Below are 13,965 nucleotides of genomic sequence, written 5' to 3' on the forward strand. Positions count from 1 at the left end.
GTGACCGATCGCGACCCCGCCGAGGTCGCCGACCGGCCCGACGACGCCTGGGCGGCCGTGTTCCTGGGCGAGGGCTTCGATCCCGTCGACGGCGCCTATCGGGTCAAGGCCCTGAGCCGGTCTCCCGGCGCCGCCTATGGGGCGGTGCGGGAGGGCGAGGCCGCCTTGGCGGTGGGGGCCGGCGCCTTCGGCCACGGCTGGGTCAGCTTCCACGGCATGCGCACGGACGCAGCGCGGCGCGGCGAGGGGCTGGCAGGTCGTGTGCTGGCCGGTCTGGCGGGCGAGGCCGCCGCCCGTGGGATCGATCGCGCCTTCCTGCAGGTCGAGGAGAAGAACGCCGCCGCCCGGTCCCTCTATGCCCGCGCGGGATTCACGCCGGCTTGGCGGTATTTCTACTGGAGCCGAACGGCTTAGGTGTCGATCACGGCCCGGGCGCGGCGGAAGATGTCCTCGAACATCGCCGCGGTCAGGCGGCCGGTGTTAGTATTCAGCCGTGAGCAGTGATAGCTGTTGATGATCCGATAGGGGCCGGCGTCGAACTCCGAGCCATGGCCGGGCGCGCCGGCCGAGGCCTTGAGGCCTATGGCTCGCAGCACATTGCGCCGGGCGACGTCGCCCAGGGTGACGATCACCTTCAGGCGGGGCAGGGCGGCCAGACGCGCGGTGAGGAACGGCCTGCAGGCGGCTTCCTCCGAGGTCTCCGGCTTGTTGCCGGGGGGGGCGCAACGCACGGCGTTGGAGATCATGCAGTCGGTGAGGATCAGGCCGTCGTCCGGCCGCGCCTCATACTTGCCCCGGGCGAAGCCGGTCTTGATGAGGGTGTCGTAGAGCATCCAGCCGGCATGATCGCCGGTGAACGGCCGGCCCGTACGATTGGCGCCCGTGCGTCCCGGCGCCAGGCCCGCGACCAGCAGGCGCGCGTTGGGATCGCCGAAGGAGGGTGCCGGACCGTTGAACCAGTCGGCATTGGCGGCCTGGTTCTCGGCGCGATAGGCCACCAGGCGCGGGCAGAGCGGGCAGTCGCGGGGCGGTTCGGCCGTCACGGCGATCGTGGCGCTCACGCGTCCAGATCCGCCTCGCGGTCGGCGCCGGTGCGGCTTTCCTGGATGAACCGGGGCAGGCGCGAGGGCCGGCCGATGATGTCGGCCAGATCGGCCAGATCGATGAAGTTGTCGGCCTGACGGCGCAGGTCGTCGGACGCCATCGGCGGCTGGGACTTCACGGTGGAGACCACGGTGACCCGGGCGCCCTTGCGCTGCACGGCCTCGACCAGGACCCGGAAGTCGCCGTCTCCGGAGAACAGCAGCAGGTGATCGGCGTGGGCGGCCATTTCCAGCATGTCGACGGCGATCTCGACATCCATGTCGCCGCGCCAGCGCTTGCGGCCTTGGGCGTCGGTGTATTCCCGGGCCGGCTTGGTCACCAGGCGGAAGCCGTTGTAGTCCAGCCAGTCCACCAGGGGGCGGATCGGGGAATATTCCTGATCCTCGACCAGGGCGGTGTAGTAGTAGGCGCGCACGAGCACCCCGCGCTTGCGGAACTCTTCCAGCAGCTTGCGGTAGTCGATGTCGAAGCCGAGCCCCTTGGCCGCAGAATACAGGTTCGCTCCATCAATGAAGAGCGCCAGCCTGTCGGTGGGATAAAATGTCATTGGAAACGGAAATCCATAAGGGGGGCGGAAGGCGGACTGCGCCGGACGATCTGGTCGTCATCGCCCTGGGGGGAAATCTCCCCGGCGAATTCGGTTCGTCCGAAGCTCTTCTCGAAGCTGCGCTCGCTCGTTTCGCCCAGGCGGGATTGCCTGTCGTGAGCCGGTCGTCCTGGTGGCGTTCCGCCGCCTGGCCGGAGCCGGACGGAAACGAGTATCGCAATGGCGTTGTACTTGTCGAGGCTCGCTTTTCGCCGCTTCACACCCTGCGGACTCTTTTTTCGATCGAGGCCGAGTTCGGGCGAATGCGCGCCCATAAAAACGCCGCCCGGACCCTGGATCTGGACCTGATCGCCCATGGCCGGGTGACCCTGGATCAACCGCAACTCGTGATTCCGCATCCCCGCGCCCACGAGCGGCTGTTCGTGATGGGGCCGCTGGCCGAGATCGCCCCGGATTGGCGCCATCCCCGCCTGGGCCTGACGGCGCGGCAATTGGCCGATCAGGCCAGTGTCGGTCTGGACGCGCGGCCTGTTTCCTGATCGCCCAGGCGCGCGTCAGCCTGGACGCGCGACCTGTTTCCTGATCGCCCGGGCGCGCGTCAGCCTGGACGCGCAGCCTGTTTCCTGATCGCCCGGGCGCGCGTCAGCCTGGACGCGCAGCCCGTTTCCTGATCGAAGGACTCGATCCGGCGCGAATGTTCGGGCAGCTTGGGGCCCGCTCGATGGACGGCCCGCCTGCGGCCGGGCAGCCGGGCCGACCGTTCAATGTGGGGCGTTTTCTTGGGCTATCGGCTCGTCATATTCGATTTCGACGGCACTCTGGCTGACAGCGCCGACTGGTTCATCAGCATGACCAACGGCGTGGCCGAGCGATTCCGCTTCCGCCGCATCTCCGATGAGGAGGTGGCGATGCTGCGCGGCCGCTCCAGCCGCGAAGTGGTCGACTATATGGGCGTGGCCAAGTGGAAGATGCCGCTGATCGCCATCCACACCCGCAAGCTGGTCGCCCAGCACGCCTCGAAGATTCCGCTGTTCGAGGGCGTGCCGGAACTGCTCAACGGCCTGTCCGAGGCCGGTGTGAAGGTGGCTCTGGTCAGCTCCAATTCAGAGGCCAATGTCCGCCGGATCCTGGGGCCGAAGCTGGCGCCAATGGTCAATTACTATAACTGCGGCGCGTCGATGTTCGGCAAGACGCCGAAGTTCCGCGCTGTGATCCGCCGCGCCAAGATCAGCCCGGACGAGGTGATCTCCATCGGCGACGAGACCCGCGACATCGAGGCGGCGGCCAAGGCGGGCATTTCCTCCGGCGCGGTGATCTGGGGCTATCAGCGGCCAGAGATCCTGGCGGAGCACAAGCCGACCATCCTGTTCCGCGACCTGTCCGAAATCCTGCCGGCGATCGTCGGCTAGGCTTTCGCGGCGCGATCCTTCTTGTCCTTGGCCGCCAAGGCCTGATCCAGGCAGAGGGCGGCGACCGCGATCCAGGGAATGCTGGCGAGCGCATAGGCGCGCTGCCACAGGCCGACCTGGGCGACATGCACGACATGTCCCACCCCCATCATGGCGGCCAGCAGGGCGCCTGAGGCCAGGAACACCATCAGCAGGAAGGTCTTGAGGCCGGTCATGTCCGCCCGCCCGCTGATCGCCAGGAACATCAGCAGCGGCGCGGCCTGGATGGCCATGCCCAGGCCGTAGGCGCCGTGGCGCTCATCCGGCATGGGATGGAGCCCGCCCAGCACCATGGACACGCCCCAGGCGACGATCGACAGACCGGTCAGCAGCGGCAGGATCAGGCCTCGGGCCTTTCGTCGCAGGCCCAGGATGAAGGCCAGGCCGCCGATGATCGCGCAGGCGCCTGCGGCCATGATGCCGGTGGCGAAGATGTCGGGGCGCTGGGCGCCCGCCGCGCCGAGTTCGCTGACATACTGGGACACCTGGCTGTAGCCGGGATTGAGCAGTGAACAGACGATGATGGTGGCGAAATAGAGGATCGGCGCGGCGATCCCAAACTTGAGCAGCAAGCGGTCCATGCGCCCTCCCCAGAGCGTGTTTTGGGGAAGATTCACGCCGGGCCGGCCGGTGGTCAACGGCGGACCTCCCACAGGCGAGTCATGCGGCGTTGCACAATCGCCTGCGAACCTCTATTTTGTACGGTTCTACCGCCCCTCCGAGGATTTCATGGCTCGCGTCACCGTCGAAGACTGCATTGAAAAGGTCCCCAACCGCTTCAGCCTCGTGCTGCTGGCGGCCCATCGCGCGCGCGCGATTTCGGCGGGGTCCCAGATCATGGTCGACCGCGACAACGACAAGAACCCGGTCGTCTCGCTGCGCGAGATCGCCGATGACGTGGTGGACGCCGAGGAACTGCGCGAGAGCCTGATCGGCACCCTGCAGCGCGTCGACGAGCGTTCGGAAGCCGAGGAAGAGGCCGAGACCCTGGCCCTGCTGTCGGACCCGACCCACATGCAGATGAGCGAACTGGAACTGGTTCGCGCCCTGCAGAGCGACCGCGATGGCGGTCAGGAGGAGCGGTACTGAGCCCTGAAGGCGCAGACCCTCTTATCTTGACGGCGGCGTCTGAACCGCCCGCCGAACCCCAAAACACGCCGGTCGCGGAACCTGCCGCGACCGCGCCGGCGCCCCCACTGCCCAGCGCCGCGAAGCGTCCCCGGATGCTTCGCCAGTATGAGCTGATCGACAAGGTCAGCTCCTACGACCCCACCGCCGACGAGGCGATCCTCAACCGCGCCTATGTCTACGCCATGCGCATGCACGGCTCGCAGAAGCGCGCGTCCGGCGACCCCTATTTCGCCCACCCGATCGAGGTGGCCGGCATCCTGACCGACTATCGGTTGGACACCTCGACCATCGTCACCGCCCTGCTGCATGACGTGATCGAGGACACCCCGGTCACGCCCCAGGACATCACCGACCTGTTCGGCGCCGAGATCGCCGAGATGGTCGAGGGGGTGACCAAGCTCACCAAGCTTGAGCTCAACAGCGAATACACCAAGCAGGCCGAGAACCTTCGCAAGTTCATCCTGGCCATCTCCAAGGATGTTCGCGTCCTGATGGTCAAGCTGGCCGACCGTCTACACAACATGCGGACGCTGCAGTACATCAAGAATCCGGCCAAGCGTGAACGTATCGCCCGCGAGACCCTGGATATCTACGCGCCGCTCGCCCGCTCCATTGGCTGTCACCGGATCTGTTCCGAGCTGGAAGAGCTGGCTTTTGAACATCTGAACCCGGTCGCCCGCGACGCCATCGGCCGCCGGCTTGAGGCTTTGCGGATCGAACAGGGCGGGGCGGTCGCGGTGGTCTCCGGCGAAATCGCCGCCAAGCTGGACGCGTCCGGCCTGTCGGCCCGGGTGTTCGGCCGCGAGAAGAATCCCTATTCGATCTGGCGCAAGCTGCAGCGCAAATCGATCGGCTTTTCCCAGCTGTCGGACATCTACGCCTTCCGGGTGATCGTGGAATCCGAGACCGATTGCTACCAGGCCCTGGGCGTCATCCACCGCGCCTGGCCCTGCGTGCCGGACCGGTTCAAGGACTTCATCTCGACTCCGAAGCGCAACAACTACCGTTCGCTGCACACCACGGTGGTCGGGCCCAAGGGCATGCGCATCGAGATGCAGATCCGTACCGAGGCCATGGACCGCGTGGCCGAGGAGGGTGTGGCCGCCCACTGGCGCTACAAGGACAAGTCCTACGGCTTCGACGCCGAGGCCCAGGCCGCCGCCGGCGGTCGCGATCCGCTGGTCAATCTGCGCCACCTGGTCCAGGTGCTGGAGCACGGTGGCGACGTCGAGGAACTGGTCGAGCACGCCAAGCTCGAGATGTATCTCGACCAGGTCTTCGTGTTCACCCCCAAGGGCAAGCTGGTCAGCCTGCCCCGGGGCGCCATGCCGCTGGACTTCGCCTATGGGGTCCATACCGATGTCGGCGACACCTGTATCGGCGTGAAGATCAATGGCGAGCTGAAGCCGCTGCGGACCCTGTTGCTCAACGGCGACGTGGTCGAGGTGATTCGCGGACCCAAGCCCGTGGTGCCCCAGGATTGGCGCTCGCTCACCGTCACCGGTCGCGCCCGCTCCGCCATCCGCCGCCATATCCGTCTGGCTGAGAAGGAAGAATTCACCCGCCTGGGCCGGGCCACGGTCGAGCAGACCTTCGAACGCGCCGGCAAGTCCCGCGCCGAGGTTTCGCTGAAGCCGGCGCTGGAACGCCTGGCCGCCCCGACCGAGGAGGACCTCTATAATCTGGTCGGCCGTGGCAAGATCTCGCCCGGCCAGATCCTCGACGTCATCTTCCCGGGCCTGAAGGAAAGCGACCGCGCCGCGGCCACCGCCACCCGCCGGATCGAAGGCGGCAAGTCGGCCAGGCTCTATGTGCGCGGCGGCGGCCTGACGCCCGGCATCTCGCTCCACTTCGGAACCTGCTGCACCCCGGTGCCCGGCGACCGCATCGTCGGCATCGTCGAGCCGGACTCAGGCGGCCTGACCGTCCACGCCATCGACTGCGCCAAGCTTGCCGAATATGAGGACCGCGAGGAACTCTGGCGCGACCTGCAATGGACGCCTGAGGCCGAGCGCAACACGGTCACCCTGTCGCGGCTCACCGCCACCATCCGCAACGCGCCCGGCGTGCTGGGCCAGGCCTGCACGGTGATCGGCGAGGCCGGCGGCAATATCGTCAATCTGCGGATGCACCGCCGTCAGGCCGACTTCTTCGACGTCGACTTCGATGTCGAGGTGAAGGACGCCCGCCACCTGACCAATATCGCCGCAGCCCTGCGCGCCAACCCGTCCATCGAGACGGTGGAGCGGGCGAAAGGCTAAGCCGGGCGGGACTAGCCGTTCCGCGCCTTGGCTCGCTCCCGTGATGCGCGGATGCCTTCGCGGGTCTCGGCGATCAGCTGCCCCGCCAGGGGATCGGTCTGGATCGCCGTCCAATAGGCGCTGAGCTTGGGGAAGGCGGGCAGGGGATCGTCCAGGCCGAAGACCATGGGCGCCCATTCACTGGCCAGCACCAGCTGCGGGACGAGGGCTCCGTCAGCCTGGGTCAGGCTCGCGCCGACCGCATAGCCTTGGGTCCCGATATATTCCTCCAGATAGGCCAAGGCCCTGGCGATCTCGGCCATGGCGGCGGCAAGGCGGTCGGGGTCCCAGCTCTTGCGCGGCCGGCCCGAGGCGTTGAACAGCGGGACCATGGCCATGACCAGATAGATGTCGCAGATGCGCGAGATCAGCCGCATGGTCGCCCGCTCGAACGGATCGGCGGGGCGCAAGGACGGCTCCGGATAGGCGTCCTCCAGATATTCGCAGATCACCTCGCTCTCCGGCAGGGCGCGACCGTCCTCGAGCACCAGGGCCGGCACCCGGCCGATCGGATTGATCTCGAAATAGTCGCCCTTGGGCGTGCCATCCCATTTGAAGCCCGGCGGCTCGATGATCTGGTGGGGGATGTTCTTGGCCAGCAGCAGCAGGCGCACCCGGGTCGGGAACGGCGAGTCATAGACCTGGAACAGCTTCAGCATCGGTGTGGCGCCTCCCCGCGCGCCGCCGATCCTAGACTGGTTTCCGGGTTCTGAGGCTAGACCTCCTCGACCACGAAGCGGCTGGGGCCCAGCGGTGTGCGGCAGAATGGGTCGACGCAGCAGGCGGCGCGGCCGCTCTCCACATAGTCGGCCGCGTGCCACCAGAAGGCGGGCTTTGCGCTGGCCATAGGCCGAACCGGTTCGATCTCGGCCCGGGCCTGGCCCGCAAAGGGGGCCATCAACTCGGCCGGGGTGTAGGCGACGCCGTTCTTGATGACGATCCGCACGGCGGCGGCGTCCTCGATACGCACCAGCGGATTGCCCTCGGTAATCAGCACATCGGCCAGGGCGCCCTTGGTCAGGGTCCCGATTGGCTGTTCCAGATACTCCCCGGAAGCCCGGGTGGCGGTGGTCAGGGCCTCATAGGGCGTGAGCCCATAGCGGACCATGCCGCGCAGGTTCATGTGCAGGCTCACCCCGTTGAAATCGATGGGAGAGTCGGTGCCGGTCACCACCTCGCCGCCGTTGCGCAGGCTCTCGCGCAGATGGTCGACATTACGGGCCAGGGAGGCGAGCGCCGCGCGGTTGTCGCCCCTGGCGGCCTGCTCGGCGCGCTGGGTCAGACGGGCGTATTCCCACGGCGGATAGAGCGCCCTGATCCTGGGGTCATCGACCAGGGAGCGATCCTGGCCATAGAGGGCCGAGGAGGAGAACAGGGTGGGCGTCCGCCGCGCGCCGCTCTGGACGAAGAGGGCGGTGACGTCCTGATAGCTGGCCCCGAGCGCGCTGGTGGTGCGCGAATAGCCGAAGCGGCTGGTCGCCCCGATATGCTCCATGCCGTCCAGGCCGAAGGCCAGGGCCGGATAATGGTAGTGCGAGGTGACGTGAAGGCCGCGCGCATGGGCCCAGGTCGCCAGATCGCGCTGGGCCGAGAGTGGCAGGCGGACATAGGCCTTGATCAGGTCGTAGGACAGCGCCTCGACACGGTCGAGCTCCAGCTGCATCTGGCCCGGCTCGGTCACCGGCCGCATGAAATTGTAATAGATCCGCGACCCGTCGATGGCCTCGCCGGTGGAGAAATAGCGGGGTCCCAGGCGCGCCCCGGCGTCGATCGCCTCGCGGTCCTCGACCATGTGATAGGCCGGCGACCCCGGCGAGCGGGCGGTGGTCACCCCGAGCGACAGCCACAGCCGGCCATCCCGGTCGCCATAGCCATAGCCTTGCATCTGGCGGTGGGCGTGCATCTCGACCAGGCCGGGGATCACCGTGGCGCCCTGGGCGTCGATCAGCCTGGCGTCGGATGGGCCCTGGCCTATGGGAACCAGGTCGGCGATGCGGTTACCCTCGATCACCAGATCGACCCCGGTCTTGAGGTCCGGTCCGGTTCCGTCCCAGAGCCGCCCGGCGCGCACGACGGTTCGCCCGACAGGTTTGGCGTTGGCCCAGGTCAACGGCAGGGCCACGGTCTTGGCTGCCCCGCCCACCGCCGGAATCAGCCTGAGCTTTCCACCGGAAAGATAGAGAATCTGGCTGGAATCTCCGCTCCAGCTCGGGGCATCCGTCACTTCGTCGTTGAGGGCTCGGGGCGAACCCCGGAACCGGCCTTGGGCGTCGACATCCACCACCCAGAGCCGGCTGGCGAACACATAGGCGAGGCGGGTTCCGTCCGGCGACCAGACCGGGCCGTCGTCGCCCCGCGTGCCCAGCGACTTGTGCGGCGCATGGGGCTGGTAGGTCGCTGCGCCGGTGGCGACATCGACGGTGAGGATCTCGCTCAGGCCTTCGCGATAGCGGGCCGAATAGGGCTTGAAGGCGGCCAGGGCCAGGGTCTTGCCATCGGCGCTGAAGCTCGGCTTGCCAGGTTCCCAGATCGCGCCGAACAGCTGGCGGATCGTCCCGCTGGCCACATCGACCGTGTGCAGGGCGCCGGTCTGGTCCAGGAAGGCCAGGGTCTTGCCGTCTCGCGACCAGGCGGCCGACAGGGCCGCGCCGGCGTGGCGGGTGATCTGCCGGTCGGTCCCGGCGGCCAGGTCGCGCAGCCAGATGTCCAGTGACCCGCCGCGATCGGTGGAATAGGCGAGTAGCTTGCCGTCCGGCGACCAGGCGGGATCGCACTTCCAGTAGCTGTCCTTGATCAGGGCCCGGGGCTTGCCGCCGATCGGCAGAATCCACAGGTCGTTCAGCGCCCGGAACGCCACCTGCTTGCCGTCTGGCGACAGGGCCGGGCTGCCGATCCCCACGACCGGCCGGGGCGTGGCGCTGTCGAAGTCGCGGCCCTTCTTGGCGTAGTCAGGCGGATTGACCGGGACCACCAGGGAGAAGGGCACGTCGCGTGGGCCGCCCGGACCGCGCCGGCGGATCTTGCCGTCGGCGGCGTAGACGATCTCGCCGCTGGGCAGCCAGGTGGCGCGGAAGGGGAAGACATCCTCGCCCTGGAACAGGGGGCCTGTGGCGCCGTGCAGTTCCGCCGCGCCATGGGCGATCACCGCATAGACCAAGGTCTTGCCGTCGGGCGTGAAGGCAGGGCTGTGCAACTCGGCCGGGCCGGCGGTGGTGGGCAGGGTGACCGCCACGTCGCGGGCGCCCGCGCCATCGACCACCTCGATGCGAACGCGATCGACGGCGAAGGCGATCTTCGCGCCGTCCGGCGACCAGGCCGGTTCGCAGGCCTGGCCCTCCGCCTCGGCCCACAGCTTCACCTCGCCGTTGGTGAGGTCCAGGACGTGGATCGCGTACTTGCCGGTGCGGTCGGACGAGAAGGCGACCCTGTGGCCGTCCGGCGAGACCCTGGGCTCGCGGGCGTCGAACGGCCCTTGGGTCAACCGGACCAGGCCGGTCCCGTCGGCGCCCACCCGCCAGAGCTGGAAGGTTCCGTCGCGATAGGATTGAAAGACCAGGGCTTTGCCGTCGGGGGTCCAGTCGGGCTGGGCGCCATCGGTCAGGTCGTCGGTCAGGCGCGTCGCCGGCCCGCCGTCCACCGGAACCGTCCAGATCACGCCGTAGAGGTCGAAGGCCAGGGTCTTGCCGTCCGGCGCGGCGGCGACGGCGATATTGGTGCCCTCGACCACGGTGACATAGCGCCGACCGCCCTCGGGCCCCTTGGCCTTGGCGGGCGCGGCGTCGGCCGGGGACAGGGGAAGAGACGATGCGGTGAGCGCCAGGCCGCCGAGCGACAGCAGCTTTCGGCGGTCCACGCCGCCTTCACGCCGATCACCCATGCTCGTCTCCCACCCCACGCTTGTCGGAGGTCAGTAGAGGCCAGGACGGCGCGCCGCGCGAGCACCGATCATCATCCTCGCAGCGCTTCCGCACAGGCGCCACGCGATAAGGCTAGGCGTGCGACAGGGCGGGGCTCGCCACCGTGACCGGCGCGGGATCGATGGTCACGCGGCGCATGTGCCGACGCTGGCCGGGATAGTCGTTCAACGCGAAATGCCAGACCGAGCGGTTATCCCACATGGCCACCGAGCCGGGCCGCCAGGCAAAGCGGCAGGTGAAGGCCTCATAGCGGCAATGCTCGAACAGGAAGTCGAGCAGGGCCTTGGATTCCCGGGCCTTCCAGCCCTCGAACCGCATTGTGAAGGCCGGGTTCACATAGAGCGCCTTGCGGCCGGTCTCCGGGTGGGTGAGCACGACCGGGTGGATGTATTCGCCGACGACGCCCTCGGCCTCGCTGACGTTCATGGATGAGCGCTTCTGGGCGGAGTGGCCGGCCGGGGAATATTCGCGGCTGGCGCTGTGAATGGCGTTCAGTCCGTCGAGGGTCTGCTTCAGCCCGGGCGACAGGGCGTCGTAGGCGGCGGCCTGGCTGGCGAACAGGGTGTCGCCGCCCCAGTCGGGCAGCTCCACTGCATAGAGCACCGAGGCGATGGCCGGCTTCTCCAGGAAGCTCATGTCCGAGTGCCAGCCGCCGCCGAAGTTCACCTTGTCGGACGGTTCCTTGATGACCTCCATCACCTCGGGATGGCCCGCCATGCCCTTGACATAGGGGTGGATATTCAGCGGTCCGAACTGCCGGCCAAAGGCGATCTGCTGCTCGGGCGTCAGCGCCTGGTCGCGGAAGAAGATCACCTGATGCTCGACGAAGGCCTGGCGGATCGTGGCGACGGTCGCCGCGTCCAGAGGCCGGGACAGGTCCACCCCGGAAATCTCGGCGCCAAGGGCGCCGGCGACGCGTTGGATGCGCAGGGTTTGTCCGGCCATGAGATGTTCTCCGTCTGGTCTTCGGCTCCAGCTTCGCCCGAACGCGACAGGACGCAAGCAAGAAACATTGCCCAGGCTGGTGAGCCCTGCTGACTTGCCCTCAGCCCCGGAAGCGGTGCTAAAGCGGACGCCTACGGAGGGACGCCGGATGACCGCCCACAGCCTGACCTGGCGCCACGCGCTGCTCGCCCTGGCGGTCGTCGCCGTCTGGGGCACCAATTTCGTGGTCATCAAGGTGGCGCTGGCCCACCTGCCGCCGCTGACCTTCGCGGCCCTGCGCTTCACCTTCGCCTTCCTGCCGGCCGCCTTCTTCCTGAAGAAGCCGCCCGTGCCCTGGCGCAATCTGGCGGCCTATGGGGTGCTGATCGGCCTGGGCCAGTTCGGCGTACTCTATATCGCCATGCATGGCTTCATCTCGCCGGGGCTCGCCTCCCTGGTCGTGCAGACCCAGGTGTTCTTCACCATCGGCCTGTCCATGTGGCTGAACGGCGAGCGGGTGCGGCTGTTCCAGGTGGCGGCCCTGGGCCTGGCCACCATCGGCCTGGGGGTGATCCTGACCCACACCGACGCCAGCACCACCCCGATCGGCCTGGGCCTGGTGCTGTTTGCCGCGCTCAGCTGGTCGCTGGGCAACCTGGTGCAGCGCGCCTCGCCGGGGGTCAGTTCGCTGTCCTATGTGGTCTGGGCCAGCCTGTTCTCCATCCCGCCCCTGGTGACCTTGTCGTTCGTCATGGAGGGCTGGCCGGCGATCCAGCATGGCCTGACCCACGCCGACGCCATGACCTGGGTCGCCGTGCTGTGGCAGTCGGTGGGCAACACCCTGTTCGGCTATGTGGCCTGGGGCTTCCTGCTCGCCCGCTATCCGGCCGCGACCATCACCCCCTGGGCGCTGCTGGTGCCGGTGTTCGGCATGGGCGCCTCGGCGGTGCTGCTGGCCGAGCCCCTGCCGGCCTGGAAGATCGCCGCCGCCGTGCTGGTGATCGGCGGCTTGGCGATCAATATCCTCGGGCCGATGATCTGGCGGCCCAAGGCCGTGGCCGCCGCCTAGATCGGCGCCGCCAGCACGTAGAACCGATAGGGCACGCCCTCGCCCCGGGGCAGGCTGTCGCGCACCCCGTCGGCGACATGGATGAAGCCCAGTTTCAACAACACCTTGCCCGACCCCGGATTGTCGTTGACGTGGCCGGCGGTCAGCCGTGTCAGGCCCAGGGTCTCGAAGGCGAAGCGCACCACCGCGCCGGCCGCTTCCGAAGCGTAGCCGCCGCCCCAATAGGCCTCATCAAACCAATAGCCGATGTCAGCCGAGCCATTCTCCACCGCGTCGATGTCGGCGCAGCCGATGACCCGGCCCTCATGCTCGACGGCGAAGCGATAGGCTTTGCCCGCGAGCCATTCCTCGCCATGCAGGTCGACCCACCTGATCATCGCCGCCTCGGTCGGTGGCCATGGAGCGAGCCGCAGCATCCGCGTCACATTCCAGTTGGACTGGATCTCGACCATGCGCGCGGCGTCGGTCGGCAGGAACGCGCGCAGCCTCAGCCGGTCGGTCCGGATCTCGAAATCGCGCGCCACCATGGCCGAAGCCTCCGCAAGCCAGATGACAGCCAGACCGCCATTCGCTAATCGGCGTCAAGCAGGAGGCGCGCGCCATGAACACCGAACAGGTCCTCGAGGAATTCCGCGCGTCAGGCGCCCTGCGCGAGGGGCACTTCATCCTGTCCAGCGGGCTGCATTCGGGCGTGTTCCTGCAGAAGAACCTGGTCTTCCAGTATCCCGAGCGCACCGCGCGCCTGTGCAAGGCGCTCGCCGAGAAGATCGTCGAGGCCGTGGGGCCGGTCGACCTCTGCATCTCGCCGGCCGTGGGCGGCATCATCCCGGGCTATGAGACGGCGCGGCACCTCGGCGTGCCGTCGATGTATGTCGAGCGGGAAGGGGGCGCCTTCAAGCTGCGCCGGGCCTTCTCCATTCCGCCAGGCGCACGGATCGCCATGGTCGAGGACATCGTCTCCACCGGCCTGTCGTCGCGGGAATGCGTCGAGGCCATCAAGGCGGCGGGCGGCAATGTGGTCTGCGCCGCAGCCATCGTCGACCGCTCCGGCGGCCGCGCCGATCCGGGCGCGCCTTTCGTCGCCCTGGCCCGCCTGGACGTGCCGGCCTATCCCGCCGACCAGCTGCCGCCCGAACTCGCCGCCATCCCGATCGAGGATCCCGGCAGCCGGAGGCTGCACGGATGAGCCGTCTTCGTCTGGGCGTGAACATCGACCATGTGGCGACGATCCGGAACGCCCGGGGCGCCGCCTATCCCGACCCCATGCGGGCGGCTGAGTTGGCGATCGGCGCGGGCGCCGACGGCATCACCGCCCACCTGCGCGAGGATCGCCGCCACATCTCCGACGCTGACATCGAGGCGCTGGCGGTGATCACCCGCAAGCGCGGCCAGCCGCTGAACTTCGAGATGGCCGTGACCCAGGAGATGGAGACCATTGCGCTCCGCCACCTGCCGCACGCCGCCTGCCTGGTGCCTGAGCGTCGGGAAGAGGTGACCACCGAGGGCGGGCTCGACGTGGCCGGCG

The 13,965-nt window shown here is 68.2% G+C and carries 15 protein-coding genes; 8 read left to right on the plus strand and 7 right to left on the minus strand.

The window, feature by feature from the left end; genetic code table 11:
• The coding region (locus tag Q7P21_RS13900) for a GNAT family N-acetyltransferase (protein ID WP_304177543.1) at positions 1-414 on the plus strand (414 nt) is incomplete at its 5' end.
• On the opposite strand, the gene Q7P21_RS13905 is transcribed toward Q7P21_RS13900, so the two are convergent.
• Both Q7P21_RS13905 and Q7P21_RS13910 read right to left on the minus strand, forming a co-directional pair.
• Positions 411-1,061 (minus strand): uracil-DNA glycosylase, encoded by a 651-nt coding sequence (locus Q7P21_RS13905; protein WP_304168703.1) that lies wholly within the window; start codon positions 1,059-1,061, stop codon positions 411-413. The two genes, Q7P21_RS13900 and Q7P21_RS13905, sit on opposite strands and share 4 nt — an antisense overlap.
• A complete protein-coding gene (locus Q7P21_RS13910; protein ID WP_304168700.1) occupies positions 1,058-1,651 on the minus strand; it encodes an NYN domain-containing protein in 594 nt (197 codons plus the stop codon). The genes Q7P21_RS13905 and Q7P21_RS13910 overlap by 4 nt, the downstream gene beginning before the upstream one ends.
• On the opposite strand from Q7P21_RS13910, the gene folK reads away from it, so the two are divergent.
• Positions 1,651-2,190: a 2-amino-4-hydroxy-6-hydroxymethyldihydropteridine diphosphokinase gene (gene folK, locus Q7P21_RS13915; RefSeq protein WP_304177545.1), complete on the plus strand. Its 540-nt coding sequence runs from the start codon at positions 1,651-1,653 to the stop codon at positions 2,188-2,190. The two genes, Q7P21_RS13910 and folK, sit on opposite strands and share 1 nt — an antisense overlap.
• Before the next feature lie 240 nt (positions 2,191-2,430).
• Positions 2,431-3,060, plus strand: a complete 630-nt coding sequence (locus Q7P21_RS13920; protein ID WP_304168695.1) for an HAD hydrolase-like protein — start codon at positions 2,431-2,433, stop codon at positions 3,058-3,060.
• Here Q7P21_RS13920 and Q7P21_RS13925 read toward each other — a convergent pair.
• Positions 3,057-3,680, minus strand: coding sequence for a DUF998 domain-containing protein (locus Q7P21_RS13925; RefSeq protein WP_304168692.1), 624 nt, complete (start codon positions 3,678-3,680; stop codon positions 3,057-3,059). The genes Q7P21_RS13920 and Q7P21_RS13925 overlap by 4 nt on opposite strands.
• Before the next feature lie 148 nt (positions 3,681-3,828).
• On the opposite strand from Q7P21_RS13925, the gene rpoZ reads away from it, so the two are divergent.
• Positions 3,829-4,188 (plus strand): DNA-directed RNA polymerase subunit omega, encoded by a 360-nt coding sequence (gene rpoZ / locus Q7P21_RS13930; RefSeq protein WP_242562808.1) that lies wholly within the window; start codon positions 3,829-3,831, stop codon positions 4,186-4,188.
• A 134-nt stretch (positions 4,189-4,322) separates the two neighbouring features.
• Entirely contained in the window at positions 4,323-6,491 is a 2,169-nt protein-coding gene (locus tag Q7P21_RS13935) for a bifunctional (p)ppGpp synthetase/guanosine-3',5'-bis(diphosphate) 3'-pyrophosphohydrolase (protein ID WP_304168688.1), read from the plus strand.
• An 11-nt stretch (positions 6,492-6,502) separates the two neighbouring features.
• Here the strand turns inward: Q7P21_RS13935 and Q7P21_RS13940 are convergent, their stop codons facing one another.
• The 3 genes from Q7P21_RS13940 to Q7P21_RS13950 all read right to left on the minus strand — a co-directional run bounded on the left by Q7P21_RS13940 (position 6,503) and on the right by Q7P21_RS13950 (position 11,392).
• Positions 6,503-7,189 (minus strand): glutathione S-transferase family protein, encoded by a 687-nt coding sequence (locus Q7P21_RS13940; RefSeq protein WP_304177547.1) that lies wholly within the window; start codon positions 7,187-7,189, stop codon positions 6,503-6,505.
• Positions 7,190-7,245: 56 nt separating this feature from the next.
• The gene (locus Q7P21_RS13945; protein ID WP_304177549.1) at positions 7,246-10,407 is read right to left on the minus strand and encodes an amidohydrolase family protein; all 3,162 of its coding nucleotides are present in this window, start codon (positions 10,405-10,407) and stop codon (positions 7,246-7,248) included.
• Between the two features lie 112 nt (positions 10,408-10,519).
• The gene (locus Q7P21_RS13950) at positions 10,520-11,392 is read right to left on the minus strand and encodes a TauD/TfdA family dioxygenase (RefSeq protein WP_304177550.1); all 873 of its coding nucleotides are present in this window, start codon (positions 11,390-11,392) and stop codon (positions 10,520-10,522) included.
• A 148-nt stretch (positions 11,393-11,540) separates the two neighbouring features.
• On the opposite strand from Q7P21_RS13950, the gene Q7P21_RS13955 reads away from it, so the two are divergent.
• Entirely contained in the window at positions 11,541-12,440 is a 900-nt protein-coding gene (locus Q7P21_RS13955; RefSeq protein WP_304172103.1) for an EamA family transporter, read from the plus strand.
• Here Q7P21_RS13955 and Q7P21_RS13960 read toward each other — a convergent pair.
• Complete coding sequence (locus Q7P21_RS13960; RefSeq protein ID WP_304172101.1) at positions 12,437-12,967, minus strand: GNAT family N-acetyltransferase; 531 nt, start codon at positions 12,965-12,967, stop codon at positions 12,437-12,439. The two genes, Q7P21_RS13955 and Q7P21_RS13960, sit on opposite strands and share 4 nt — an antisense overlap.
• 74 nt (positions 12,968-13,041) lie before the next feature.
• Between Q7P21_RS13960 and pyrE the strand changes: the two genes are divergently transcribed.
• Both pyrE and Q7P21_RS13970 read left to right on the plus strand, forming a co-directional pair.
• A complete protein-coding gene (pyrE, locus tag Q7P21_RS13965; RefSeq protein ID WP_304172099.1) occupies positions 13,042-13,626 on the plus strand; it encodes an orotate phosphoribosyltransferase in 585 nt (194 codons plus the stop codon).
• A partial coding sequence (locus Q7P21_RS13970; RefSeq protein WP_304177552.1) for a pyridoxine 5'-phosphate synthase occupies positions 13,623-13,965 on the plus strand: 343 nt, incomplete at its 3' end. The genes pyrE and Q7P21_RS13970, both read left to right, overlap by 4 nt.

The organism is Phenylobacterium aquaticum (assembly GCF_947378715.1).
GTDB lineage: Bacteria > Pseudomonadota > Alphaproteobacteria > Caulobacterales > Caulobacteraceae > Phenylobacterium > Phenylobacterium aquaticum_A.